The organism is Rhizobium sp. AB2/73 (assembly GCF_020871915.1).
GTDB lineage: Bacteria > Pseudomonadota > Alphaproteobacteria > Rhizobiales > Rhizobiaceae > Rhizobium > Rhizobium dioscoreae.
The window spans coordinates 2,730,601-2,755,886 of the sequence record NZ_CP067071.1 but is presented as its reverse complement, the minus strand read 5'-3'; the positions used below and the strand labels follow the sequence as shown (position 1 = coordinate 2,755,886).

Genomic DNA, 25,286 nt, shown 5'->3' with positions numbered 1-25,286 from the left:
TTGAAAGACGATTTGCGATCGGAGAGCGGTATGGATGCGCAGGGACATTTGCATCATTCCAGATGGCGTGTGCTGTGGCGCAAACACCATGTCATCCTCATTGCCGTGCTTGCCGGTATTGCCGTTTTCCTGCTTCTGACATCCAGAGACTTCAATGCCGGCAATCTGCTGATCGCCTGGGATGCGACCGCCATCATCTTCATTGTCTATAGCCTTTATCGCATGCTGACGGCCGACCCGCAGCGCATCCGCAAGCGTTCCGCGGATCTCGATTTCTCGGATGGATTCCTGCTGTTCCTGTCGATTGCGGCGGCGCTCGCGAGCATCGGCGGCATTGCCCTTGATCTTCTTGGCGTCAAGGACGCTTCACCCGAAATCGCCTTTTACCGCGTGACGATGGCGATCGTGACGATCCTGATATCCTGGACCTTCCTGCATACGCTGTTCACCATCCACTATGCGCACCGGTTCTACAGCATTCCCGGCAAGGGGCAGGGGCTGAAATTCGCTGAGCCTTTGGAGGAGCCGATCTATTGGGACTTCCTCTATTTCTCATTCACGATCGGGGTGGCGGCCCAGACCGCCGATATCGGCATTTCCACTGTTTCGATGCGTAAGCTCGCGCTTCTGCACGCGATCCTGTCGTTCCTGTTCAATACGACGATTCTGGCGCTCGCCATAAATGTCGGGGCGAGCCTGATCTAGGCCCGCCCCGAGCGCCGATGATCCTTGCCGTCAAACGACGGCATTGCCGGCCATGACGGCCAGGATCAGGAATATCAGGAAGATGATCAGGAAGATGGCGAAGAGAACGCGCGCAATGGTTGCGGTTGCCGCGGACACGCCGGAAAAGCCGAAAAAGCCGCTGATCAAAGAAATCACAAAGAAAATGAGAGCCCATTTCAGCATTTAGCAATCTCCTCTGCATTGTACTTCTTAAAGACGCGGGAGAAGGGTGAATTGTTCCGAAGGCGCTTTGGGGTAATGAGTATTGTTGCCTTCGACGGATGCTGTCGAGTCTGCTGAGGGTGCATACCCCCCTCTGTCACTTTCGTGACATCTCCCCCACAAAGGCAGGGTTATCGCATATGGAGGCGGACGAGCACCACAAGCTCCTTCTCCCCTTGGGGAGAAGGTGGCCCGAAGGGTCGGATGAGGGGGGTATCGATTTGAATTCATGGATTTTTGTGGTCTTGGCGGGCACCCCCTCATCCGCCTGGCGGCACCTTCTCCCCGCTGGGGAGAAGGGGGACAGCGGCGATCTCCGCTCATATGCGATACCCCTGCCCACAAGGGGGGAGATTGGTAACCTACGGCACCGTCACCGTAAAATAATAGACCTCGTATCCGCTGAACGATGGTGCCTCATTTTGAGGAGCTGGCGATGTGCCCCAACGATCTCCCCCCTTGTGGGGGAGATGTCACGAAGTGACAGAAGGGGGGGGACAGCCGGGCGGCAAAATGGAGAATGCCGTTCACGTCGCGAACCCCTTCTCACCCATGATTGATCATCACATGCCGCACGGCCGTATAGTCTTCGATAGCGTAGACTGACATATCCTTGCCGTAGCCGGATTGCTTCAGGCCGCCATGCGGCATTTCGTTGACCAGCATGAAATGGGTGTTGATCCAGGTGCAGCCATATTGCAGGCGGGCAGCGGTCTGCATGCCGCGGCTGATGTCCTTCGTCCAGACCGAGGAAGCCAGGCCGTAGTCGCTGTCATTGGCCCAGGCGACGGCATCGTCGGGATTGGTGAAGCGCGTGACCGAGACCACCGGGCCGAAGACTTCGCGGCGGACGATCTCGTCATCCTGCGTGGCGCCGGCAACGACAGTTGGGGCATAGAAGAAGCCGCGCTCGCCGGAGATCTTGCCGCCGGTGGTGATCTCCATGTGCTTGTGTTCGGAGGCGCGGGTGACGAAGCTTTCGACGCGGTCGCGCTGGCGCTTGGAGATCAGCGGGCCGATTTCGTTCTCGGTATCGTCAGCGAGGTTGAACTTGATGCTTGACACGGCCGAGGTGAGGTCGGCGACGAAATTGTCGTAGACCTTGGCGTCGGCATAGATGCGGCAGGCGGCGGTGCAATCCTGGCCGGCATTGTAGTAACCGAAAGTGCGGATGCCGGCGACCACGGCGTCGATATCGGCATCGTCGAAGACGATAACGGGAGCCTTGCCGCCAAGTTCGAGATGCGTGCGCTTGACCGTCTTGGCCGCGGCCTGCAAGACCTTCTTGCCGGTGGCGACATCGCCGGTGATGGAAACCATGCTGATCTTCGGATGGTTGATCAGCGCATTGCCGACGCTCTCGCCGCGACCGAGGATGACGTTGACGATGCCTTCCGGCAGCACATCCGCCAGCAGCTTCGCCATCTTCAGCGCCGTCAGCGGCGTCTGTTCGGAGGGCTTGAAGACGACGGTGTTGCCGCCGGCAATCGCGGGCGCGAGCTTCCAGGCCATCATCATCAGCGGATAGTTCCAGGGCGCGATGGAGCCGACGATGCCGATCGGATCACGGCGGATCATCGAGGTATGGCCGGGCAGGTATTCGCCGGCGACCGGGCCGTGCAGGTTACGCACCGCGCCGGCAAAGAAGCGATAGCAGTCGACGATCGCCGGGATTTCGTCATTGAGCACGGCATTGATCGGCTTGCCGCAGTTCAGCGCTTCCAGCGCCGCAAAGCCTTCGGCATCGCGCTCTATGGCGTCGGCGATCTTGAGGAGATAGGCCGAGCGCTGGCTTGGCGTCGTCTGCGACCAGCTCGTGAAGGCCCCTTCGGCAGCATCGACGGCGGCATCGATCTGGCCGAGCGAGGCCTCCGGCAAGTTGAGCACCGTCTCGCCCGTCTTCGGGTTGAGGACGCGTTCTTCCGTTTCCGTGCCGGCTTCGAAGCGGGAGCCGATCAGCATCTGGGTATCCATTATTCTCTCCCTTTCATTTGCCGCCGCCGGCGATCTGATCGCCGTCGCGGGTAAGATAATAGGCTGCCAGGATTGGCAGGAAGGTGACAAGCACGACGATCATGGCGACGACGTTGGTCACCGGTCGCTGACGCGGGCGAATGAGCTCCTCCAGCATCCAGATCGGCAGGGTCATCTGCTGGCCGCCGGTGAAGGTGGTGACGATGACTTCATCGAAGGACAGCGCGAAGGCGAGCATGCCGCCCGCAAGCAGTGCCGTGCCGATATTCGGCAGGACGACATGGCGGAAGGTCTGGAAGCCATCGGCACCAAGATCCATCGACGCCTCGATCAGCGAGCCGGAGGTGCGACGGAAGCGGGCGACGGCGTTGTTATAAACAACGACGACGCAGAAGGTCGCATGGCCGAGAACGATCGTCCAGACCGAGAAGGGGATATCGAACAGGCTGAAGGCGGAGCGCAGCGCAATGCCGGTGATGATGCCAGGCAGCGCGATGGGCAGGATGACCAAGAGCGAGATCGCCTCGCGGCCGAAGAACTTCGTCTGGCTGACGGCCGCGGCGCAGAGCGTCCCGAGGATCAATGCGATCGCGGTTGCGATGGTCGCGACTTGCACCGAGAGTGCCAGCGCCGACCAGACATCCGGCCTGTTCCAGGCGACACCGAACCATTGGAGCGTCAGTCCTGGCGGCGGCCACTGATAGCTCTTTTCCTCCGTCGTGAAGGCATAGACGAAGATCAGCAGGATCGGCAGATGCAGGAAGAAGAGACCTCCGGCTGCAGCGATCTTTAGGGGTAAGGTGGCGCGTTGGCCGCGATCAGAGCGCATCGAAAGCTCCCTGTTTCTTGGCGATCCAGAGATAGATGGCCATGATGACGATCGGCACGACCGAGAAGGCGGCGGCCAGCGGCACGTTGCCGGCGGTTCCCTGCTGCGTATAGACGGCTTGGCCGATGAAGAGGCGGGAGGAGCCGATGATCTGCGGGATGATGTAATCGCCCAGGGTCAGCGAGAAGGTAAAGATGGAGCCGGCGACGACGCCGGGCAAAGCGAGCGGCAGCAGCACGGTTCGGAAGGTCTGGTTCGGCGTCGCGCCGAGATCCGAGGAGGCTTCCAGCAGGTTTGCCGGCACGCGTTCGAGAGCGGCCTGCGTCGGCAGGATCATATAGGGCAGCCAGATATAGACGAAGACGAGGAAGGTGCCGATATAGCTGACCGAAAGCGAGTTGCCGCCGATGATGGGCAAGGCAAGCACGCCATCGAGCAGCCAGCCGAGATGCAGCCTGTCGAAGATCCAGGTGAGGATGCCTTCCTTGGCGAGGATCAGTTTCCAGGCATAGACTTTCACCAGATAGCTCGACCAGAGCGGCAGCATGACGCCGAGATAGAACAGCGCCTTCCATTTTCCCTGCGCATAGCGCGCCGCATAATAGGCGATGGGGAAGGCGACGAAGGCGGAGGCGACGGTGACGAGGGCGGCCATGACGACCGTGCGCAGGATGATATCGAAATTCGCTGAGTTCAGCAGCTGCGCATAGGTCGATAGGGTGAATTCGTAGTTCACCATTCCCGAGAAGTCATCGATCGAGAAGAAGCTCTGCAGCAGCAGCGCGATCAGCGAGCCGATATAGACGATGCCGAGCCAGAGCAGCGGCGGCGTCAGCATCAGAAACAGCAGCAGCTTCGGCCGTCGCCAGAAGATATCCGATAGACGGCCAAAGACGCCGCCGCGGCGCGGCAGGATCGAGGCCGGTGCCTGGCTCGACGAGGCGGGGAAGGCGGCGGCGTTCATGCGGCGTCATCCATGTAGTGGACATCCGCCGGCAGCCAGGCAAGGCGGACGGAGGCCCCGGTATCCGGAGCCGGCTGGCCTGCGGGTACGGTAACATGCAGGCGGGCGCCATTCGTCTCGACCGAGAGGCGGGTAGCGGCACCGAGAAAGCTCGTCGCTTTCACGGTGGCCGCCACGCCGCTCTCCTCAGTCAACCGGATGGCTTCGGGGCGCAGGCTCGCCCAGCGCCGCTCGCCGCCGAGCGACGACATGGTTTCGGGCGCGATGACATTGGAGGAGCCGACGAAATCGGCGACGAAGCGGGTCTTCGGTCGTTGGTAGATGTCGTGCGGCGTGCCTTGCTGCACGATGCGGCCGTCGTTAAAAACGGCGACGCGGTCGGCCATGGACAGGGCCTCGCCCTGATCGTGGGTGACGAAGACAAAGGTGATACCGAGCGCCCGCTGCAGGCTCTTCAACTCCTCCTGCATCTGCTCGCGCAGCTTCAGATCGAGCGCGCCAAGCGGTTCGTCGAGCAGCAGTACCTTCGGTTTGTTGACCAGGGCACGAGCGAGCGCCACACGCTGCCGCTGGCCGCCGGAGAGTTGACCGGGGCGGCGGGCGCCATAGCCCGGCAGTTTCACCAGCTCCAGCGCTTGTTCGGCGGCCCGCAGCCGCTCGGCCTTGCCGGCACCCTTGACCATCAGCCCGTAGGCGACGTTGTCGAGGATATTGAGATGCGGAAAGAGCGCATAGTCCTGGAAGACCGTGTTGACGTTGCGCCGGTAGGGCGGCACGCCTTCGGCGGTTTCGCCGAAGATTTCGATATGGCCACCTGTCGGTTGCTCGAAACCGGCGATCAGCCTGAGGCAGGTGGTCTTGCCGGAGCCGGAAGGGCCGAGCATGGCGAAGAATTCGCCGGGCGCGATTTCCAGGTCGACGCGGTCCACAGCGCGAACCTGGCCGAAATGGCGCGACACCTGCTGGAAACGAACGGCGTTCATTGGTTTCTCCAGGGAAAGTGTTGTTTTTTCCTTCTCCCCAACGGGGAGAAGGTGCCCGTCAGGGCGGATGAGGGGGCGAGGAGCGCAGCGACGAGGGCATTGAGCGGCAAGCGAAAGGCAATCCTTCGTATGCCGGACCACCCCTCATCCGACCCTTCGGGCCACCTTCTCCCCGAGGGGAGAAGGTATGTTTCCCGTGAAGATCACCGCCCGCCGATCACGCCGATATAGTCGGAGACCCAGCGGTGATAGGGCACGCATTCGCCCTGCGTGCTGCATTTCGCGACAGGCGTCTTCCAGAACTTGATCTTGTCGAAGTGATCGTAGCCGTTGGTGGCGCAGCCGCTGTCGGTCAGGAGTTCATTGCCCTTGCAAGCTGCCGGAACCGAGGGCACGGCGCCGAACCAGGCGGCGGCATCGCCCTGAACCTTGGCCTGCAGCGAATGTTCCAGCCACATATAGGCGCAGTTCGGATGCTCACTGTCGGTATGCAGCATGGTAGTGTCGGCCCAGCCCGTCGTTCCCTCATCCGGGAAAGTGGAGGCGATCTTCTGCTTGTCGGCCTGCAGCAGATTCACCTGAAACGGCCAGGAGCCGGAGGCGACGACACCTTCGTTCTTGAAGTCGTCGGTCTGGATCATCGCGTCGTGCCAGTAGCGGCTGACGAGCTTGCGCTGGCCGCGCAGCAGCTCGAGGGCGGCCTTGTACTGATCTTCGTTGAGCTCGTAAGGGTCCTTGATGCCGAGTTCAGCCTTGTGGGCCATGAGATAGAGGGCGGCATCGGCAATATAGATCGGACCGTCATAGGCCTGCACTCGACCCTTGTTCGACTTACCATCAGGCAGCGTCGTTTCTTCGAAAACGACGTTCCAGCTCTTCGGCGCCTGGCCCTTGAAGGCATCGGTATTGTACATCAGCACATTCGGGCCCCAGAGATAGGGCACGCCATAGTGAACGCCGTTGACCGTGTGCCAAGGGGCATTCTTCAGGCGGTCGTCGAGGTTCTTCCAGCTCGGGATCAGATCGGTGTTGATCGGCTGGACGCGCTTGCCGGCAACTAGGCGCAGCGACGCGTCGCCGGATGCGGTCACCAGGTCGAAGCCGCCTTCGTTCATCAGCGCCACCATTTCGTCCGATGTCGCCGCGGTCTTGACGCTGACCTTGCAGCCGGTTTCCTTTTCGAAGCCGGTGACCCAATCGTAATTCTTGTCGCTTTCGCCGCGCTCGATATAGCCGGCCCATGCGACGATGCTGACCGCACCTTCGCCCTTGCCGAGCGTCTTCAACGGCTCGGCGGCAATGACCTGCGTTGCGAAACTTAAGGATGCGAGTGCGGCCGTGCATGATTTCAGCAGATGCTTCATCGGACTCTCCCGGTTTTTGAGCCTTGATGGCGTGGAGCCAGTGGCTGGCTTCCTGTTCCCGGAAGAAAAGGTGACGCGATTTCGCCGCATTCGCAAATTCATTTATCAGAAAGACGATATCGGAATTTCCGATTCCTGGCTGTACGTGGCTGAGAGATCGAAAACCTCCGGCCGCAGCTTTCCGGCCCGCATGAGGTGCTGCAGCGTGTAGGAAATGGAAAGGGCATCATCGAGCGCGTCATGGCCTTTAAGCGGCGGATGCCGCACGCCGTAGTAGTGGGAAAGCTCGTTGCTTGGCGTCTTCGCCAGATCTTCGACCGGCATTCCCGCGGCAAGCAGCAGCTTGACGGCATTGTCGAAACGATGCGCGGGGATCAGGGGCTGGATACCGGCGACGTAACAGCTGATCGCTATCATATTCAGCTCGTCCTTGCCCCAGGACCAGAGACGGGCACCATCCGAGAAACGATCCAGACCGGCGACGGCGTCCTGCAGGGCCATGCCTTCCGCCTCGATGTTCTCTTCGGTCACACCCGTCAATGCGGTGAAGAACGGATCGAGCGCATATTGTTTGCCAAACCGATCGACCGGGCGAACATAGGCCTTGTAGCTGTCCAGGATCGCGAAATCGTCTTCGAGGCTGAGCTTGACGGCTCCGACTTGCGCGACGACCGGATCGGGATCATGCGCCGCACACCAGGACCGGCGTTGTGACCCTTCGAGGCAAAGGAATTCACAGTCGAATATGATCGCGGTCTTCATACCTGACCCTCCATTTGCGGCAATCTTAGATTGTATTCCGCTCGCCGTATCGGAAGAATGCCGTCTGTTACCGCTGTCGGCCCGAGCGCATGCTTTCCGCGACACCGACGAAATCGCGGGCCGCTTGCGGCAGGCTGGAGCCCTTGCGCCAGACCATGCCGACCTGCACCACAGGCAGCGAACCGGAGACGTCGCGGCTTTCGATGCGATCGCCTTCCAGCGACCAGGGACGATAGACGAGATCCGGCAGCAGTGCGACACCGGCGCCGGTGGCAACCAGGCTGCGCACGGCCTCGACAGAGCGGGTGCGGAAGGCGACATGCGGGCGGGCGCCGAGCGCGGTCAAAAGCTTGCCGGTGTTTTCCTCGATTTCGTCGATGGTCAGCATGATCAGCGGCTCGCGGCTGATGTCGGCGACGCTGATGATGTCGGCCGAGACGAGGGGGTGCCCCATCGGCAGCCACAGGCGATAGGGCGAGGTTTCGAGGATCTCGGCCTGCAGGGCCATGCGATCGCGCAGATTGGAAATGACCATGACGGCGACGTCGAGCTCGCCACCAACCAAAAGATGTTCCAGATAACCGCCATTGTCCTCGATGGCACTGACTTCGACCCCGGGGCAGGCGCGGCGGTAGCGCGCCAGAAGATCGGAGAGCACATAGCCGGCGACAAGCGATGTCACGCCGATATTCAGCGTGCCTCCGGCCTCGTTCTGCTTGCCGGAAAAGCTGGTACGCGCGTCGGAGACCGTCGCCAGGATTTTCGTTGCGTGGCGCAGGAATTGGTGGCCGTTGTGGGTGATCGACAGGCCACGCGGATGGCGCTCGAACAGCTCCACGCCGAGATCGCTTTCCAGTTCCTTGAGGGCTTCGGTGACGGAGGATTGCGAGATGGACAGGTTCTGCGCAGCGCGCGTCACGGAGCCCTGTTCCGCAACGGCGACGAAGTATTGCAGCTGTCTCAAGGTGAAGGCCATGCCAAGGTTAGAGCATGTTCGCGGCACGGAAGGCAAGCGCCCGTCATAGGTGCGAAAGTTTGGACCTTTTTTGGTAACGATGTCGAGGACAGCACAAGTTTCACCTCAGTTTTAAGTATTCCGAAACGCCAATTCCCTAACGTGAGGGTTGATCATTTTTCTCAGCTTGGAGTGGTCTATGCTGGAGCAGTTGGCGTGAGCGCCTTACTGCACATTTTCCGGATACCCCGGAAGTTTGTCGTCATGATCGGCGGAGTGGCCTTTCTCATAGGCTGCTCCGGCGTATTGGCGCTTTATGTCGGCAAGGACAGGCTGCTCGGTCTTGCCTCCGCATCTCCTGACGGGCTTCAGTGCACCGACGTCAATCTCGTCACGATCCGCAAGGATAACCGTTTCTGGGTTCGCAAATATATCCGCACCGAGCCGACCGATGGGCTGACGCGCGTCAGGACTGCGCTCCGGGTTGCCAAGGCTGTCTATCAGGAGCAGAAACCGGATCTCGTTCAGGTTGTGGTTCTCGACAGAAATGGGCCGACATTGCGGTCTGACTTGCGTGGCCGGGCGCTGGGGGCTGATGTCGTTTACGTGCCGCATCCGGACAAGCTTGTCGATGGCAGCTCCGAGGCACCGCTGACGGCACGCTATTATGATGGCGGCGCGAGCAATGCCGGCCTGTTTTATGGCGAGCAGATTACCATGCTGCCGCGGGATATCGATGCGGCGATCGCCGGGTTGAAGAATCTGACCGACTGCGACAACGCGCTGGCGGCAGACAATGGCGGCGATGCCAAGAAGGATAAGATGAAGGCGGCGATCGCCGCGGAAGAGAAAGCGGCCGCAAATCAAGCGGAGGGCCACGATGCCAAACCGCAGCTGCCGGAACCGAAATCGACCGGCAATGTGCAGCCGGGCTATGATGCGAACGGCGATTTCATCGGCGCCGATGCCGGGGCGAAGGAAAAAAGCCCGTCACCGGGATTGGACCCGACCATGACGGGCGCCGCCGACCGCCGCTCGCCCGTCACCAACTGATCAAAAACGGGTTTGCGCTATCGGGCGGAAAGGCTGATGCCTCATTCCGCCAAATGTTTCTCGCCGATAGCCTGGTAGAGCGCGAAGAGCGCTTCGTGGACTTCGCCGGCAAGACGGTAGAAGTCCGGATTCGCCAGAATGGCGGGATGCAGCAGCAGCTGGTCGTCGGTCATGTCGAGCATGATCGATGCCGTGTGCATCGCCTCGTGGCAACCGAACGTTCCCGGTGCATATTGCGAGAGATCGATGTCGCCGAGCTCTGCAAGATCGGCCAGCCGCTGATGCTCGCTATGATCTGCGGCTGACATCTCTTTACCCGTCATGATACGCACCTTTGATGTTCGAGGGACGGAACCGGCCTCAATCGGCCTTGTTGCGGCGGGCCGGGAAGAGGATGATGTCGCGGATGGACGGCGAGTTGGTCAAAAGCATGATGAGGCGGTCCACACCGATGCCGAGACCGCCTGCGGGCGGCATGCCCTGATCGATCGCGTCGAGGAATTCCTCGTCGAGTTCCTTCTGCTTTTCGCCGCGCGCATGCGCCTGCTCGAGCTGCTCGACCATGCGGGCGCGCTGCTCTTCCGGATCGTTGAGTTCCGAAAAGGCGTTGCCGAGTTCCCAGGCGTTGCAATAGGTCTCGAAACGTTCGACGAGGCGCGGCTCGCCCGGCACTTCCTTGGCGAAGGGCGAGATGTCCTTCGGGAAATGCGTGACGTGCGCCGGCTGGATCAGCGTACCCTCGACCTTCTCCTCGAAGATGAAGGCCAGGCATTCACCCCAGGTGGCGTCCTTCTCGACGGCAAAGCCGGCGGCCTTGGAGGCGTCCCGAGCTTCCTCGTCGGTCTTGATCGCGAGGAAATCGATACCGGTTGCTTCCTTGACGGCATCGGGCATCGGCACGCGGCGGAACGGACCCTTGAAGGAAATCTGCTTGTCGCCGAAGGCGAATTCCGTGCTGCCGTGGATCGACATGGCGAGCGTCGAGAACAGCCGCTCGACAAGATCCATCATGTCCTCGTAGTCGGCATAGGCCCAATAGCACTCCATCATGGTAAATTCTGGATTGTGCCGGGTGGAGACGCCTTCGTTGCGGAAGTTGCGGTTGATTTCGAAGACTTTATCCGCGAGGGCCGAAACCAGCGTGCGCTTCAGGAACAGTTCCGGCGCGATGCGCAGGTACATGTCGAGCTTCAGCGTGTTGTGATGCGTCTTGAACGGCTCGGCGGTGGCGCCGCCATAGACCGAATGCAGCATCGGCGTCTCGACTTCCATGAAGCCGTCATCTTCCATGAAACGACGGATGCCCGAGACGATCCGGCTGCGCTGCTGGAAGCGGAGCTTCGATTCCTCGTTGGTCATGATGTCGAGATGGCGCTTGCGGTAGCGCAGCTCGATATCGGACAGGCCGTGCCATTTTTCCGGCATCGGCAGCAGCGACTTGGTCAGCATGGTGATCTGCTGGGCGTTGATCGTCAGCTCACCGCGCTTGGTGCGGCGCACGACGCCGGTGACGCCGATGATGTCGCCGAGATCGATCATCGGCAGCAGCGAGCGCGCCTCTTCCGAAGTCACGTCCTTGTGGCTGAAGATCTGGATCTTGCCGGAGGCATCATGGATATCCATGAACATGCCGGAGTTGCGCGAGGAATAGACGCGGCCGGCAACGGTAGCGACATCGCCGGTTTCCGTATCCGGCTCCAGGCCTTCGTATTTCGCAGCGAGCTCGGCATTGGTCATGGTCCGATGGAAATGCGCCGGATAGACGTCGCCGATCTGTTCGCGCAGCAGCTTCAGCTTCTGGCGGCGAACTTCCGTTGCGTCGGAGGAGAGGGCGGATGCTTCGTTCTTGTCGTTCATGGTTTTAAAGTCCGGTTCAATTCTTCGGGCCGACGAGGGTCGCAACGGTCTGCGCGGCCAGTTTCAGCCGCTGGCGAACGACGGAGCGGCCGAGGATCGCCATGCTATCGAACAGCGGCAGCGAGCGCGAGGAGCCCGATACGGCGACGAAAAGCGGCGCGACGATGACCTTCAGCTTCTTGCCCATGCGGTCTGCGATGGCGCGCAGCTCGGCTTCGATCGTCTCGACATTCCATTCGAGGATCTTTTCCAGATCCGGCTGCACCGTATTCAGGATCTCAAGCAGTTCTTCCGGCGTCGACTTGATCTTGGCGAAGGCCGAAGGATCGAGGTTGAGATCGGACTTGAACAGGAAGCCTGTGAGGTCGGGCAGCTCGCCGAGCTTGGTGATGCGCGACTGCGAGAGCTTCAGGCCTTCCTTCAGGCGATCGTTTTCCATCGCCCAGGTCAGAACCCGATGCTGGAACTCTTCTTCCGAGAGCTTTTCGCGAATCCAGCGGCCGTTCAGCCAGTCGAGCTTCTGAATATCGAAGATGGCACCGGCCTTGGACAGGTTTTCCGGATCGAACTTTTCGGCAAGTTCGTCCATGGTCAAAAGCTCTTCGCCTTCGGCGATCTGGATGAAGAACAGGCCGAGGAAGTTCATCAGCGCCTCGGGGATATAGCCGAGCGCCGTGTAATAAGAGATCGAGGTCGGGTTCTTGCGCTTCGACAGCTTCGACTTGTCGGCATTGCGCATCAGCGACAGATGCATGAACACCGGCGGCTCCCAGCCGAGATACTGATAGATCAGAATGTGCTTCGGCACCGAGGCGAGCCATTCCTCGCCTCGCGCGACATGGGTGATCTTCATCAGATGGTCGTCGACGACATTGGCCATGTGATAAGTCGGCATGCCGTCGGCCTTCAGGAGAACCTGCATGTCGACCGCATCCCACGGGATTTCGACATCGCCGTAAACGCCGTCGTGGAATTTGCAGGAACCTTCGGTCGGGATCTTCATGCGTACGACATGCGGCTCGCCGGCCGCGACGCGTGAGGTTACTTCCTCGGCTGATAGGTTCAGGCAATGGCCGTCATACTTCGGCGGCAGACCGGCGGCGCGCTGCGCCTCGCGCATCTTTTCCAGACGCTCGGGCGTGCAGAAGCAGCGGAAGCCGTGACCGTTTGTGACGATCTGCTCGACATAGGGCTTGTAGAGATCCTTGCGGTCGCTCTGGCGATAGGGGCCGTAGGGACCGCCGATATCCGGGCCTTCCGACCATTTCAGGCCGCACCATTTCAGAGCATCAAGCACCTTGGTCTCGAATTCCGGGGTGGAGCGGGTCGCGTCGGTATCCTCAATGCGCAGGATGAACTCGCCGCCGTGTTTCTTGGCGAAGAGATAGTTGAACAGCGCGATATAGGCGGTACCGACATGCGGCTCGCCGGTGGGGGAGGGTGCGATGCGGACGCGAACGCCTGAAGTGGTCATTTTGTTTGCCCGTCATAAAAGGCCGGGCCGCGCTTGGGACAAGCGCCGTCCAGCCGAAAATGTCTATCTGGATCAGGAAACCGGCCGGAAAAGGGCGTCTTGCCGCTTCTATCAGCGTTTTCCGTATGGCTGGCCTTAGGCCATATTCAAGGGATGACGTCAAGGGAAACTGCGCCGCAAGAGCAGGCGGAGGCACCGAGGACGCTGTGCTGCATCGAAAAGAGCCGGCCTTTCAAATTCACGAAACGTCTTTACTCTGCGTAAGTGTTTCAGGAGAAAAGTCTTACGCTTGCCGAATTTGATTTGCAATTTTCGCGGCAGTGGCAAAATAGGTTTTCAATCATTCATTCCGGGGATCCCATGAAGAAACTGATTTTGAGCTTGCTGTTTACGGTCTCGATGATCGATGCCGCTGCTGCCCAATCAACCATTACGCGCGATAATTCAGCGAAACTGATCGAGTCCTACCGCGCCTATATCGGCAATGACGACCTTTACAATTCCAAGGGCGAGCGCCTGACCGCGCCTTGGCAAATCATTCGTCAGGACCGCGCCAACTATCACGCCTATCGCCGCCGTGACCGTGGCGATCAGGGCGACAGTTTCTTCTCGTTGCCCTCCAATCGCCAGAAGCTGGAAGCGATGCTGGCAAGCGGCAATATCGCCGACGATGCCGGGAACTATATCGTTCGCGGCAATGTCTGGATCAAGGTCGACATTTACGGCCGCGGCGATATCGGAGAATGGGTCGACGTGCACGTCCAGGATTGATCGGTCTATTGGAACTGCACCCGCAGCGGGTGCAGTTCTTTCGATCAATGACCGCCGGATGCCTTTTTTCGACGGTTGCGCGCCATCATGTTGAGCACTTCGACCAGGGCAGAGAAGGCCATGGCGGCGTAGATGTAGCCCTTGGGAACGTGTACGCCCATGCCTTCGGCGATCAGCGTCGTGCCGATCATCAGCAGGAAGGCGAGCGCCAGCATGACGATGCTTGGGTTCTTCTCGATGAAGTTGGCGAGCGGATTTGCCGCGACCAGCATGACCGTGACGGCGGCGATGACCGCGACGAACATGATCGCCAGGTGCGGCGTCATGCCGACGGCGGTGATGATGCTGTCGATCGAGAAGACCAGGTCGAGCAGCAGGATCTGGCCGATCGCCGCGGCGAAGGTCGTGGTTGATTTAGCGATGAAATCCTCGCCCTGCTCCTGCGGATCGACGTTGTGATGGATCTCCTTCGTCGCTTTCCAGACGAGGAAGAGGCCGCCGCCGATGAGGATCATGTCCTTCCAGGAGAAGCCCTGGCCGAAGATTTCGAAGACGGGCTGGGTAAGCTGGACGATCCAGGCGACGGTTCCGAGCAGCGCAAGGCGCATGATAAGGGCGAGGCCGATGCCGATCTTGCGGGCTCTGTCTCGATGTTCCGGCGGCAGCTTGTTGGTGAGGATCGAGATGAAGATCAGGTTGTCGATGCCGAGGACCACCTCCATGACGACAAGCGTGACGAGCGCCACCCACGCTCCCGGGTCCTGTATCAGCCCCATGATATCCATTGAATGTCCCCCTTTGATCAGCATTCGCCGATGCTGACCCCCAGCACGGCCGCTCCAGAATGGCCGTAATGTAAGGAGCGCAATCGTCCGTACAAGCGCCGCCGCCCATTTCGTGGCGGCGGCCTTGTTTCCAGGGCTTTGTTCCCCGGCTTGGTTTTCAGGCTTTCAGGGGTATCCAGATTTCGGTCACACCCATGCCGGTGCGCGGGTCGAAGCGGTCATCATAGCGCTCCATCATGTCGGGCGTGCCGGCATGCTGTTGACCCGATTGCGGCAGCCATTCGCCGAAGATCTGATGCACCGTGGCGGAAATGCCGGAGATATGGCCGCGATGCGTGAAGATCGCGTAGCGCTGCTGCGGAAGTCTCGTCGTTATGAAATCTTCCTGCAGGCCGTCCGCAGCGGAAACTTCGACGGCAGACATATAGCGGAAGCCTTCGCTGCCTTCTTCCGCCTGGGTGCAGACGCCATAGGCGACATTGCCGACCTGGCCGGGAATATGGCCGAAATGCTGATTGAACTTCTGCCAAAGCGAGGGGATGGCCTCTGTCGCCTCGTAGGCATAGGTTTCCGCAAGGCCGGCAAGCAGCATTGCGGGATGGGTCTCGAAGCGCGGTGCCTCGAGCTTGGGAAGGCGGGTGTCGTCCATTCTGATCGGTTCCTGTAGAGCGAGGTTGCGAACGTGTCCTTGTTTGCGCAGGCTTTCCGGCGTCATGCCGAACTGCTCGCGGAAGGCACGGGTGAAAGCCTCGTGCGAGCCGTAGCCGGCATCGAGGGCAACCTGGAGAATGGAAGAGGAGCCGTCGGTCAGTGCGAGAGCCGCTTCGCTGAGGCGGCGGCTCCGGATATAGCTGCTGATCGAGTGACCCGTTGTCATGCCGAAGACGCGCGAGAGATGAAAGCGCGACAGCCCGGCCGTCTCGGCGATCTCGTCGAGCGAGATGTCGGATTTAAAATGGCTTTCGATAAACCATATCGCTCTGCCGATCGCGCTCATTTTCAACTCCCCTGGTTGCCGGACCAGTCATAAGCTCCCGTCGGTGGCGATGCTTGATCGCCATTGCGGAGTTGAATGACTATACGCTCGCGGCCAGCAGGAGAGGCCCGTTCATCCTGGAGCGGTTCGGTTTTTCACCGAATCTCCGAACCGCTTTATTCACGCAATTCCGGACGGAAAACCGCTGCGCACTTTCCCTGGAATTGCTCTAATCCTTGCGATCCGGACCGTAGCCCGCCAGGAAGACGCGGACGGCGCCGCGCACGACATAATCGATCTCTTCCTTCGACGGCGGCTGCTCCATGTCGCCGAAGAGCCGCAGCTTGAAATAGCCGCCGCTGGCCATTTCCAGGAAGTGGCGGGCAGCCATGTCGAAATCGTCGATCTTGAGATGGCCGGCGGCAACCTGCCGCTCGAGGAAGCCGCGCAGCACCGTGCGCAGATTTTCGGGGCCGGTGAAGAAGCGTTGACAGAGCGAGGGCATGCGTTCGCGCACGCCGATGACCGTACGCATGGCGCTGATGGTCTTGTCCGAGGTAACGTGCGTGACGAAGACGATGCCGAAATCATACAGTGAGGTCGTGACATCCGCTTCGTCTGAAAGGGCATTGCGAACAAGATTGACGAAATGGGTGCGCTCGCTCTCCATCATGGCGGCGAACAGATCTTCCTTGTTGGCGAAATAGACGTAGAGGGTGCCCTTGGAAACGCCCGCCTCGCGGGTCACATCGTTCATGCTCGCCGCATCGAAGCCCATTTTCATAAAGACACGCTTGGCGCCTTCGAGAATCTGATGACGCTTGGCAGGGTCCTCGCCGGCTGCCCAGCGTCCACCGGAGCCCGGCGCGGGTGCGTTCAGCACAGCGGCATTTTGGGATTCGTGTTTCATCGGCTCTTTCACTGTCTCCTTTACGCGATACTCGATCACTTTTTCTGAATCTTAAACAGATTCGCGAAATAAATCGAACCGCTCAGTTCGATATCTCTTGATATGGCGTGAGAAAGGCTCTATGTCAATTGAACCGAACCGTTCGGTTCGATTATTTTGCCAGATTTTCGGTGGTAGGGAAATGTCGTCAAGTCATGGAAACAATGTAGCGCGCATCGTGAACGAGCCCGCTGATGCAGAAGTAGAAGCCCGGGAAACCGGTGCGCCTGCCGAGGCTCCAGCGGCCGAAACGCGCAGCAACCCTGCTCCCGCCCAGGCTGCGCCTGCTGCTCCGGCCCCCGCGGCCCCACCGCCATCGGAGAAGAAGCGGCGCAGCCTGGTTTTTCCGGTCATCATCGTCGCGGCTCTCGCAGCCGGTGGCTGGTATGGCTATGACTGGTGGACGAACGGCCGCTTCATGGTCTCCACCGATGACGCCTATATCGGCGGCGACATCGCCACAATCTCGCCGAAGGTAACGGGCTATGTCGCCAAGGTGAATGTCGTGGCCAACCAGCAGGTCAAGGCCGGCGATGTGCTCGCAACGCTCGACGACGGCGACTACAAGCTTGCGCTCGGCCAGGCTCAGGCCTCGCTCGATACCGAGCAGCTTTCACTCCATACCATCGATGCACAGATCGCTGCCGGCCAGGCGGCCCTTGCCCAGTCGCAGGCGCAGAAGGTTGCCCTGGAAGCCACGGTCCGCGGCGCCCAGATCACCCAGACGCGCGCTGCTGAACTGCAGTCGAAGTCGGTCGGCACCACGGCCGCTTTGGACAGCGCCAATATCGCGCTGGATCAGGCCAAGGCCAATCTGGTCGGCGGCGACGCCGCCATTGCATCCGCGCAGGCCAACATCAACCTGCTGCAGGCCCAGCGCCGCCAGGCCGAAAGCACGATCAAGGGTCTCGAAGCCGCGCGCGACAAGGCTGCCCGCGACCTGTCCTTTACCGTGCTGAAGGCTCCGTATGACGGCATCGTCGGCAATCGCTCGGTGCAGGAAGGCGATCTCGTCTCCCCCGGACAGAAGCTGATGGCGATCGTACCGACCAAGCAGCTTTATATCGACGCGAATTTCAAGGAAACGCAGATCCAGCATCTGGTTCCCGGCTCCAAGGTCAATGTTCACGTCGATGCTTTCAGCGATCATCCGATCGTCGGCACCGTAGAATCGATCTCGCCGGCTTCCGGTTCGGTCTTCTCGCTGCTGCCGCCGGAAAACGCGACGGGTAACTTCACCAAGATCATTCAGCGCGTGCCTGTCCGTATCGCATTGCCGCAGGATGCGCTCAATACCGGCCGTCTGCGCGCAGGCCTCAGCGTCGTCGTCGACGTCGATACCCGCACGGCGCCGGACAAGTAAACGATCGAGCTCGGGAGAGACGCGCCATGTCGTCCGCCAGCACTACAGCCGGGTCGCCCCCACGCGCGGCCGGCCCAGCCGCGCCTGCGGCTGACCATATCGAACCGAGAAAGCTCATCGCCTTTCTGGCGATGGTGCTCGGCATGTTCATGTCGATCCTCGACATTCAGATCGTCTCCGCCTCCCTCAGCGAAATCCAGGCCGGCCTCAGTGCCGGCTCGGATGAAATCGGCTGGGTGCAGACGGCCTATCTGATCGCCGAAGTCATCATGATCCCGCTATCGGGAACGCTCGCGCGTATCATTTCCACGCGCTATCTCTTCGCGATCTCAGCGGCCGGCTTCACCATATCGAGCGCACTTGCCGCGACCGCCACCAATATCGATCAGATGATCATCTACCGCGCCCTGCAGGGCTTCATCGGCGGCGGCATGATCCCCTCGGTCTTTGCGGCGGCATTCACCATCTTTCCGCCGTCCAAGCGCAACGTCGTCTCGCCGATCATCGGCCTGATCGCGACGCTTGCGCCGACCATCGGCCCGACCGTCGGCGGCTATCTGTCCAATGCCTTCTCCTGGCACTGGCTGTTCCTGGTCAATATTCCGCCCGGTATCATTGTTGCCATCGTCACCTGGAATTTTATCGACTTCGACAAGCCCGAGCTTTCGCTTTTCAAGAAGTTCGACTGGTGGGGCCTGATTTCGATGGGTATTTTCCTCGGCGCGCTCGAATATGTGCTTGAGGAAGGCAATACGAATGATTGGTTCAACGACAATTACATCGTTGCGGGTGCCATCGCGTCCGCTATCGGTGCAGTGATTTTCTTCTATCGCGCCTTTACGGTCGATTTTCCCGTCGTCGATCTGAGGGCCTTTACGAACAAGAACTTCTCCTTCGGGTCGATATTCTCCTTCGTCATGGGCATCGGTCTCTACGGCCTGACCTATATCTATCCGCTCTATCTCGCGCGCATTCGCGGCTACGATTCGCTGCAGATCGGTGAGACGATGTTCGTCTCCGGCCTCACCATGTTCTTCACGGCGCCGCTGGCCGGCTTCCTGTCGAGCAAGGTCGATCTGCGCATCCTTATGATCATCGGCTTCACCAGCTTCTCGGCCGGTACCTACATCATGATGCACCTGACGGTGGACTGGGATTTCTGGGAGTTGCTCATCCCGCAGATCCTGCGCGGTTTCGGTTTGATGCTCTGCATGGTGCCGATCAACAATATCGCCCTCGGAACCATGCCGCCCGCCCGTATGCGCGGCGCGTCCGGCCTGTTCAATCTCACGCGTAATCTTGGCGGTGCCGTCGGTCTTGCGATCATCAACACGCTTTTGACGAACAGGCAGGACCAGCATTATTTCAACCTTCGCGACCATGTTCATTGGGGCAGCCATGCCGCCGTTACCCAATTGAACAACATGGCCGCCAGCTTCAATGCAGCGGGCTTGGACGGTGATCAGGCCGCCCTGAAGCAAATGGTCAATATGGCGACGCGGCAGGCGGTCGTGATGTCCTTTGGGGATATTTTCCTGATGCTGACCGTGCTGTTTCTCGCGATGATCCTCGGCGTTCTGATGCTCAGCAAGCCGAATGCGGCGGGCGGCGGCGGTGGTGGCGGAGGCCACTAATCCGGCTCTTGATAATGCTCCCAAGGCATGGCCCTTCCTCGCGAGGGGCCATTTTTTGTTGGGGGGTCGTTTGGAAAAATTCACCGGCCCGAAATTTTTGATTTACGTACATCAAAAATCGCAGTAAGGGTTTCCGCAGGAGGAACCCATGAGACCGACCGTGCATGACATCGCCGCCGCTGCGGGCGTCAGCCTCGCCACGGTGGACCGAGTCCTCAACCAGCGGCCGGGCGTGCGGCTGGTGACGCGGGAGAAGGTGGAAGCCGCTATCCGGCAAATCGGCTATATCCGCGATGTCGCTGCTGCCAACCTGGCGAAGAGCCGTGTCTATCCTCTCGTTTTCATCGTGCCGACGGGGGACAATTCCTTCATGCACGGGCTGCGATTTGAGGTACATCAGGCGACCTTGCGGGCCAGCATAGAGCGCACCGATATCCGCATCGTCGAGGTGCCGCCGTTCGATGTGCCGGCGCTGGTTACCGCACTGGACGCCTTGCAGGGGGAGGATATCGCCGGCGTCGCTCTTGTGGCGACCGATGCGCCGGCAGTGCGGGTCGCCGTCGACCGTCTCGTATCGGAGCGTATTCCCGTCATTACGCTGGTCTCGGATCTCACCGATTCCGCCCGCCATCACTATGCGGGCATCGACAATATCGCCGCCGGACGGACCGCCGCGCGGCTGCTCGGGCGCTTCCTGAGCGGTCGTGAAGGCGATCTTACCGTTCTTGCCGGCTCGATGCTGGTGCGCGACCATCGCGAGCGCCTACAGGGTTTTTCTGCCGTGATGGCAGAAGAGTTTCCCAACCTGCGGCTGCTGCCTGTGCTGGAAGGACGTGATGATCCCGAACAGGCCCGATCGCTCGTTTCAAAGGCGCTCTCCGCAAATAAGAATATCATCGGCATCTACAGCCTCGGCGCCGGCAACCGTGGTCTGATTGCGGCCTTGAAGGCCGTGCGGCCCGAGCGTGAGCTGACGGTGGTCGTGCACGAGCTGACGCAGCATACGCGGGCGGCATTGCTGGATGGCACTATCGATGCCGTCCTCAATCAGGATGCCGGCCATGAAGTCCGCAGCGCCATCCGCGTCATGAAGGCGACGGCTGACGGCCAGGCCGTCATTGCCGATCAGGAGCGCATACGTCTCGACATTTTCTTGAAGGATAATCTGCCCTGAGCATTCGAACGCGGCAGAGCATAGGGAGTAATATCTGATGTATTTGGGTCTCGATCTCGGAACCTCCGGCGTCAAAGCGATGCTGATCGACGGCAATCAGAAGATCATCGGCTCCGCCAATGGCGGGCTTGACGTGTCGCGCCCGCATCCAGGCTGGTCGGAGCAGGATCCGGCGCATTGGATCCGCGCGACCGAGGAGGCTGTTGCCGGGCTGAAGGCTGCGCATCCGAAGGAGCTGGCGGCTGTGCGCGGCATCGGCCTTTCCGGTCAGATGCATGGCGCGACGCTGCTCGATGCCGATGACAAGGTGCTGCGGCCCTGCATCCTCTGGAACGATACCCGTAGCTACCAGGAGGCCGCCGCCCTCGACGCCGATCCACGATTCCGCGCGCTGACCGGCAATATCGTCTTCCCCGGCTTTACAGCACCGAAGCTCGCCTGGGTCGCCAAGCACGAGCCGGAGATCTTCGCGAGAGTGCGTTGGGTGCTGCTGCCGAAGGACTATCTGCGCCTGTGGCTGACCGGCGAGCACATGTCTGAAATGTCCGATTCCGCCGGCACCTCCTGGCTCGATACCGGCAAGCGCAAATGGTCTTCCGAGCTGCTGGCGGCAACCAATCTCGACGAGAAGCAGATGCCGGCTCTGGTCGAGGGCACTGAGGTCGCCGGCAAGCTGCGTGGCGAGCTGGCCTCGAAATGGGGCATTGCTGGCGATGCCGTCGTCGCCGGCGGGGCAGGGGACAATGCGGCCTCGGCCTGCGGCATGGGCACGGTGAGCCACGGTGCCGCCTTCGTTTCGCTCGGGACGTCTGGCGTTCTCTTTGCGGCCAACGGCTCCTATCTGCCGAAGCCGGAAAGCGCCGTGCATGCTTTCTGCCACGCGCTGCCGAATACCTGGCACCAGATGGGCGTCATCCTCTCGGCAACCGATGCACTGAACTGGCATTCGCATGTGACGGGCAAGTCTGCCGCCGAACTCACCAGCGAGCTTGGTGAGACGCTGAAAGCGCCGACGAGCGTCACCTTCCTTCCCTATCTCTCGGGCGAGCGCACGCCGCACAACGACGCTACCGTCCGCGGCGCCTTCATCGGTCTCGGCCATGAGAGCGGCCGCGCCGTGCTGACGCAAGCCGTGCTCGAAGGCGTGTCCTTCGCCATCCGCGACAACCTGGAAGCGCTGCGTTCGGCCGGCACCGACATTGCGCGCGTGACCGCCATCGGCGGCGGCTCGCGTTCGCGCTACTGGCTGGCTTCGATCGCCACTGCGCTCGGCGTACCGGTCGACCTGCCGGCGGACGGCGATTTCGGCGCGGCCTTCGGCGCCGCACGCCTCGGCCTGATTGCCGCGACCGGCTCCGACCCGGTTGCAGTCTGCACCCCGCCGCAGACGGCCGGCACGATTGATCCGGTTGCGTCGCTGACGGATGCTTATGCGGATGCCTACAAGCGCTATCGGGCGGTTTATCCCGCAATCAAGCCGCTGAGCATGGTTTGAGGTCACCCCCTCACCCTAGCCCTCTCCCCGAGGGGAGAGGGGACGACGGAGCTTACCGCGGTCATCCATACCTTCTCCCCTCGGGGAGAAGGTGGCCCGAAGGGTCGGATGAGGGGCATCAAAGTGACAAAACAATATCGAAACACCAAACCCAAGGAGATGAGACATGAGCACCGGATTTTTTGGTGACATCAGCAAGGTAAAATACGAAGGCCCGGACAGCACCAATCCGCTGGCCTTCCGCTATTACAACAAGGATGAAGTCGTTGCCGGCAAGCGCATGGAAGACCATCTGCGTTTCGCCGTCGCCTACTGGCACACCTTCACCTGGCCGGGCGGCGATCCCTTCGGCGGCCAGACCTTCCTGCGCCCCTGGTTCAACGAGACGATGGAAGCCGCCAAGCTGAAGGCCGATGTCGCTTTCGAATTCTTCACGCTGCTCGGCGCTCCCTATTACTGCTTCCACGATGCCGACGTGCGTCCGGAAGGCAAGAATTTCGCCGAGAACACCAAGAACCTCAACGAGATCGTCGACTACTTCGCCAAGAAGCAGGCCGATACCGGCGTAAAGCTGCTCTGGGGCACGGCAAACCTCTTCTCCAACCGCCGCTTCATGTCGGGCGCTGCGACCAATCCGGATCCGGATGTCTTCGCCTTCTCGGCTGCGACCGTGAAGACCTGCATGGACGCCACGCACAAGCTCGGCGGCGAAAACTACGTTCTCTGGGGCGGCCGCGAGGGCTATGAGACGCTGCTCAACACAGACCTGAAGCGGGAACTGGACCAGATGGGCCGCTTCCTCAATCTCGTCGTCGAATACAAGCACAAGATCGGCTACAAGGGCACGATCCTCATCGAGCCGAAGCCGCAGGAGCCGACCAAGCATCAGTATGACTACGACGTCGCCACGGTCTACGGCTTCCTCAAGAAGTACGGCCTGGAAAACGAAGTGAAGGTCAATATCGAGCAGGGCCATGCGATCCTCGCCGGCCATTCCTTCGAGCATGAGCTGGCGCTTGCCAATGCGCTCGGCATCTTCGGTTCGATCGACATGAACCGCAACGATTATCAGTCCGGTTGGGATACCGACCAGTTCCCGAACAACGTTCCGGAAATGACGCTGGCCTATTACCAGGTTCTGGCAGGCGGCGGCTTCAAGACCGGCGGCACGAACTTCGACGCCAAGCTGCGCCGTCAGTCGCTCGATCCGGAAGATCTGCTCATTGGCCACATCGGCGGCATGGATTGCTGCGCTCGCGGCCTGAAGGCTGCTGCGAAGATGATCGAGGACAAGGCGCTCTCCAAGCCGCTCGCCGACCGTTATGCCGGCTGGGATTCGGCCGAGGGCCAGAAGCTGCTGCGCGGCGAATATTCGCTCGACCAGATCGCCCAGTGGGTCGAGACCAAGGACGTCAACCCGCAGCCGAAGTCCGGCAAGCAGGAACTGCTGGAAAACATCGTCAACCGTTACGTTTGATCGACAGCTTCGGGGGGCGGTGTTTCATTGCCTCCCGATTTCAGCCTGAAGGCGCGGCTGGAAATGGCTATGGGATTCCCTGAGGGGTCCTTGGCATTGGCGAAAACATAGTCGTCGGCCTGATGCAAGGGGCCGAACTCCAGCCCCTCTTCAGCACACTTTGCGCGGAAAGCTTCGACATGCTCGACGTCGAAGACCAGCTTGACCAGCACCTGGCCCATTTTCTGCGCCTTACCCGCCGGATGGATCATCAGATTGGCGCCGCCATCCTGCGCGAGCAGCTCAACAATCCGATCGCCCTCCAGACGGAGTGGCTTGAACCCGAAATGCTTCTCGTAAAAGCTGATCGTTGCTTCGACATCGCGGACATAGAGGGTGATTCTGCCGAGCGGCATCGTTGCGTCTGCCTAGCGTCGACTGCGCGGCGGAGCCCCGACCGAGTTTCGCACGATCAAATCCGGCCGCAGCAGGATCTCCGTCTCCGCCGGCTCGCCATCCGAAAGCAGTTCCAGCAGAAGCGCCATCGCATGCTTGCCGATGGCGGTGCGCGGCTGCCGGATCGTGGTCAGCGACGGCGTCATGAAGACGGCTTGCGGCACGTCGTCGAAGCCGGTCACCGAGAAATCCTCGGGAATATCGTAGCCGCGTGTTTTGAGGCCGATCATCACGCCGATCGCGGTCTGGTCATTGACGCACATGAAGGCTGTCGGCAGCGTGTCCCGCATGAAGAGCTGCTCGACGGAGAGCCGCCCGCTCTCGATGGTGCCGTCGCCTTCCAGCACGATGCGCAGGTCCTGTGCGATGCCGGCCGCATCCAGTCCGGCCTCGTAGCCCATGCGCCGGCGGCTGTAGGCGAGGCGGGTGCGAGAATCGCCGATGAAGGCGATCTTGCGATGGCCCTCGGCAATCAGCAGGTCCACGGCCTTGCGAGCGCCGGCGATATCGTCGACGCCGACATAAGGGATGCCACCGTTGAAGACCGGTTCGAAGACACCGACGCTCGGCGGCAACCGCGCCGTCATCGTCTGATGTCCGAAGGGCAGGATGCCGGTGAAGAGGATCAATCCCGCCGCCTGGTTGGAGTTCAGGAACTTCAGATATTCCAGGCCGCGCTGGGCATCGTTCTGCGTGTGGCCGATCAGGATGCCATAGCCGTGCGAACGAGCCTCGTTTTCCAGACCGATCAGAATATTCGAGAAATTAGGATCGCCGATATCGGGCGCCACGACGAGAATCATGTTCGAGCGGCCGAGTCTTAGGCTGCGCGCCATGGCATTGGTAGTATAACCGGTAACGGCGATAGCCTGATTGACTTTCAGCCGCGTCGAATTGGCGACTTTCTCCGGAGTATGGATGGCCCGCGAAACCGTTGCTATCGAAACATTGGCAATTCGGGCGACGTCTTCGATAGTTGCGGGCGTGGAATTCGACACTGCGCTCTGCCTTGGGTCTCGTCTGGGACTGGAGACTACACAGACTTCGGTGGAGGTCAAAGGTGA

General features: G+C 60.6%; 24 protein-coding genes. 8 read left to right on the top strand and 16 right to left on the bottom strand.

What is annotated here, in order from left to right; all coding sequences use genetic code 11:
* The first annotated feature begins 30 nt into the window (after positions 1 to 30).
* Positions 31 to 705, top strand: a complete 675-nt coding sequence (locus I8E17_RS13600) for a DUF1345 domain-containing protein (protein ID WP_069615986.1) — start codon at positions 31 to 33, stop codon at positions 703 to 705.
* Between the two features lie 30 nt (positions 706 to 735).
* Here I8E17_RS13600 and I8E17_RS13595 read toward each other — a convergent pair whose 3' ends face one another.
* The 8 genes from I8E17_RS13595 to I8E17_RS13560 all read right to left on the bottom strand — a co-directional run bounded on the left by I8E17_RS13595 (position 736) and on the right by I8E17_RS13560 (position 8,800).
* Positions 736 to 909, bottom strand: a complete 174-nt coding sequence (locus I8E17_RS13595) for a DUF1328 domain-containing protein (RefSeq protein ID WP_069615987.1) — start codon at positions 907 to 909, stop codon at positions 736 to 738.
* A gap of 585 nt (positions 910 to 1,494) precedes the next feature.
* A complete protein-coding gene (locus I8E17_RS13590; protein ID WP_069615988.1) occupies positions 1,495 to 2,922 on the bottom strand; it encodes a gamma-aminobutyraldehyde dehydrogenase in 1,428 nt (475 codons plus the stop codon).
* A 13-nt stretch (positions 2,923 to 2,935) separates the two neighbouring features.
* Positions 2,936 to 3,751: an ABC transporter permease gene (locus tag I8E17_RS13585; RefSeq protein ID WP_069615989.1), complete on the bottom strand. Its 816-nt coding sequence runs from the start codon at positions 3,749 to 3,751 to the stop codon at positions 2,936 to 2,938.
* On the bottom strand, positions 3,741 to 4,715 hold the full coding sequence (locus tag I8E17_RS13580) for an ABC transporter permease (RefSeq protein ID WP_069615990.1): 975 nt from the start codon (positions 4,713 to 4,715) through the stop codon (positions 3,741 to 3,743). The genes I8E17_RS13585 and I8E17_RS13580 overlap by 11 nt, the downstream gene beginning before the upstream one ends.
* Complete coding sequence (locus I8E17_RS13575; RefSeq protein ID WP_069615991.1) at positions 4,712 to 5,698, bottom strand: ABC transporter ATP-binding protein; 987 nt, start codon at positions 5,696 to 5,698, stop codon at positions 4,712 to 4,714. Before I8E17_RS13575 ends, I8E17_RS13580 begins: the two co-directional genes overlap by 4 nt.
* 203 nt (positions 5,699 to 5,901) lie before the next feature.
* A complete protein-coding gene (locus tag I8E17_RS13570) occupies positions 5,902 to 7,062 on the bottom strand; it encodes an ABC transporter substrate-binding protein (RefSeq protein WP_069615992.1) in 1,161 nt (386 codons plus the stop codon).
* Between the two features lie 105 nt (positions 7,063 to 7,167).
* Positions 7,168 to 7,824, bottom strand: a complete 657-nt coding sequence (locus I8E17_RS13565; protein WP_069615993.1) for an exonuclease — start codon at positions 7,822 to 7,824, stop codon at positions 7,168 to 7,170.
* Between the two features lie 67 nt (positions 7,825 to 7,891).
* Entirely contained in the window at positions 7,892 to 8,800 is a 909-nt protein-coding gene (locus tag I8E17_RS13560) for a LysR family transcriptional regulator (protein WP_069615994.1), read from the bottom strand.
* 195 nt (positions 8,801 to 8,995) lie between these two features.
* Between I8E17_RS13560 and I8E17_RS13555 the strand changes: the two genes are divergently transcribed.
* Entirely contained in the window at positions 8,996 to 9,832 is an 837-nt protein-coding gene (locus tag I8E17_RS13555; RefSeq protein WP_069615995.1) for a hypothetical protein, read from the top strand.
* A gap of 41 nt (positions 9,833 to 9,873) precedes the next feature.
* Here the strand turns inward: I8E17_RS13555 and I8E17_RS13550 are convergent, their stop codons facing one another.
* The 3 genes from I8E17_RS13550 to gltX are packed head-to-tail and all read right to left on the bottom strand — an operon-like array spanning position 9,874 to position 13,163.
* Entirely contained in the window at positions 9,874 to 10,155 is a 282-nt protein-coding gene (locus I8E17_RS13550; protein WP_069615996.1) for a hypothetical protein, read from the bottom strand.
* Positions 10,156 to 10,192: 37 nt separating this feature from the next.
* Positions 10,193 to 11,689 carry a lysine--tRNA ligase gene (gene lysS / locus I8E17_RS13545; protein WP_069615997.1) on the bottom strand — a complete coding sequence of 499 codons (1,497 nt, stop codon included), beginning with the start codon at positions 11,687 to 11,689 and terminating at the stop codon, positions 10,193 to 10,195.
* A gap of 16 nt (positions 11,690 to 11,705) precedes the next feature.
* Positions 11,706 to 13,163: a glutamate--tRNA ligase gene (gltX, locus tag I8E17_RS13540; protein WP_069615998.1), complete on the bottom strand. Its 1,458-nt coding sequence runs from the start codon at positions 13,161 to 13,163 to the stop codon at positions 11,706 to 11,708.
* Positions 13,164 to 13,523: 360 nt separating this feature from the next.
* Between gltX and I8E17_RS13535 the strand changes: the two genes are divergently transcribed.
* Positions 13,524 to 13,934: a hypothetical protein gene (locus tag I8E17_RS13535; protein ID WP_069615999.1), complete on the top strand. Its 411-nt coding sequence runs from the start codon at positions 13,524 to 13,526 to the stop codon at positions 13,932 to 13,934.
* 44 nt (positions 13,935 to 13,978) lie between these two features.
* Here I8E17_RS13535 and I8E17_RS13530 read toward each other — a convergent pair whose 3' ends face one another.
* The 3 genes from I8E17_RS13530 to I8E17_RS13520 form a co-directional block, all read right to left on the bottom strand.
* On the bottom strand, positions 13,979 to 14,719 hold the full coding sequence (locus I8E17_RS13530) for a TerC family protein (protein WP_069616000.1): 741 nt from the start codon (positions 14,717 to 14,719) through the stop codon (positions 13,979 to 13,981).
* A 157-nt stretch (positions 14,720 to 14,876) separates the two neighbouring features.
* The gene (locus I8E17_RS13525; protein WP_069616001.1) at positions 14,877 to 15,716 is read right to left on the bottom strand and encodes a GyrI-like domain-containing protein; all 840 of its coding nucleotides are present in this window, start codon (positions 15,714 to 15,716) and stop codon (positions 14,877 to 14,879) included.
* A 208-nt stretch (positions 15,717 to 15,924) separates the two neighbouring features.
* Positions 15,925 to 16,605, bottom strand: a complete 681-nt coding sequence (locus I8E17_RS13520) for a TetR/AcrR family transcriptional regulator (RefSeq protein WP_069616002.1) — start codon at positions 16,603 to 16,605, stop codon at positions 15,925 to 15,927.
* Between the two features lie 181 nt (positions 16,606 to 16,786).
* On the opposite strand from I8E17_RS13520, the gene I8E17_RS13515 reads away from it, so the two are divergent.
* The 5 genes from I8E17_RS13515 (at position 16,787) to xylA (ending at position 23,787) form a co-directional block, all read left to right on the top strand.
* A complete protein-coding gene (locus I8E17_RS13515) occupies positions 16,787 to 18,007 on the top strand; it encodes an HlyD family secretion protein (RefSeq protein WP_069616003.1) in 1,221 nt (406 codons plus the stop codon).
* Between the two features lie 26 nt (positions 18,008 to 18,033).
* Positions 18,034 to 19,641 (top strand): DHA2 family efflux MFS transporter permease subunit, encoded by a 1,608-nt coding sequence (locus tag I8E17_RS13510; protein ID WP_069616004.1) that lies wholly within the window; start codon positions 18,034 to 18,036, stop codon positions 19,639 to 19,641.
* Positions 19,642 to 19,789: 148 nt separating this feature from the next.
* Positions 19,790 to 20,815 carry a LacI family DNA-binding transcriptional regulator gene (locus I8E17_RS13505; protein WP_069616005.1) on the top strand — a complete coding sequence of 342 codons (1,026 nt, stop codon included), beginning with the start codon at positions 19,790 to 19,792 and terminating at the stop codon, positions 20,813 to 20,815.
* A gap of 37 nt (positions 20,816 to 20,852) precedes the next feature.
* Entirely contained in the window at positions 20,853 to 22,310 is a 1,458-nt protein-coding gene (xylB, locus tag I8E17_RS13500; RefSeq protein WP_069616006.1) for a xylulokinase, read from the top strand.
* A 166-nt stretch (positions 22,311 to 22,476) separates the two neighbouring features.
* Positions 22,477 to 23,787: a xylose isomerase gene (gene xylA / locus I8E17_RS13495; RefSeq protein WP_069616007.1), complete on the top strand. Its 1,311-nt coding sequence runs from the start codon at positions 22,477 to 22,479 to the stop codon at positions 23,785 to 23,787.
* Here the strand turns inward: xylA and I8E17_RS13490 are convergent.
* Both I8E17_RS13490 and I8E17_RS13485 read right to left on the bottom strand, forming a co-directional pair.
* Positions 23,778 to 24,182: a VOC family protein gene (locus tag I8E17_RS13490; protein WP_069616008.1), complete on the bottom strand. Its 405-nt coding sequence runs from the start codon at positions 24,180 to 24,182 to the stop codon at positions 23,778 to 23,780. The genes xylA and I8E17_RS13490 overlap by 10 nt on opposite strands.
* 12 nt (positions 24,183 to 24,194) lie before the next feature.
* A complete protein-coding gene (locus I8E17_RS13485) occupies positions 24,195 to 25,220 on the bottom strand; it encodes a LacI family DNA-binding transcriptional regulator (protein WP_069616009.1) in 1,026 nt (341 codons plus the stop codon).
* Positions 25,221 to 25,286: the final 66 nt, after the last annotated feature.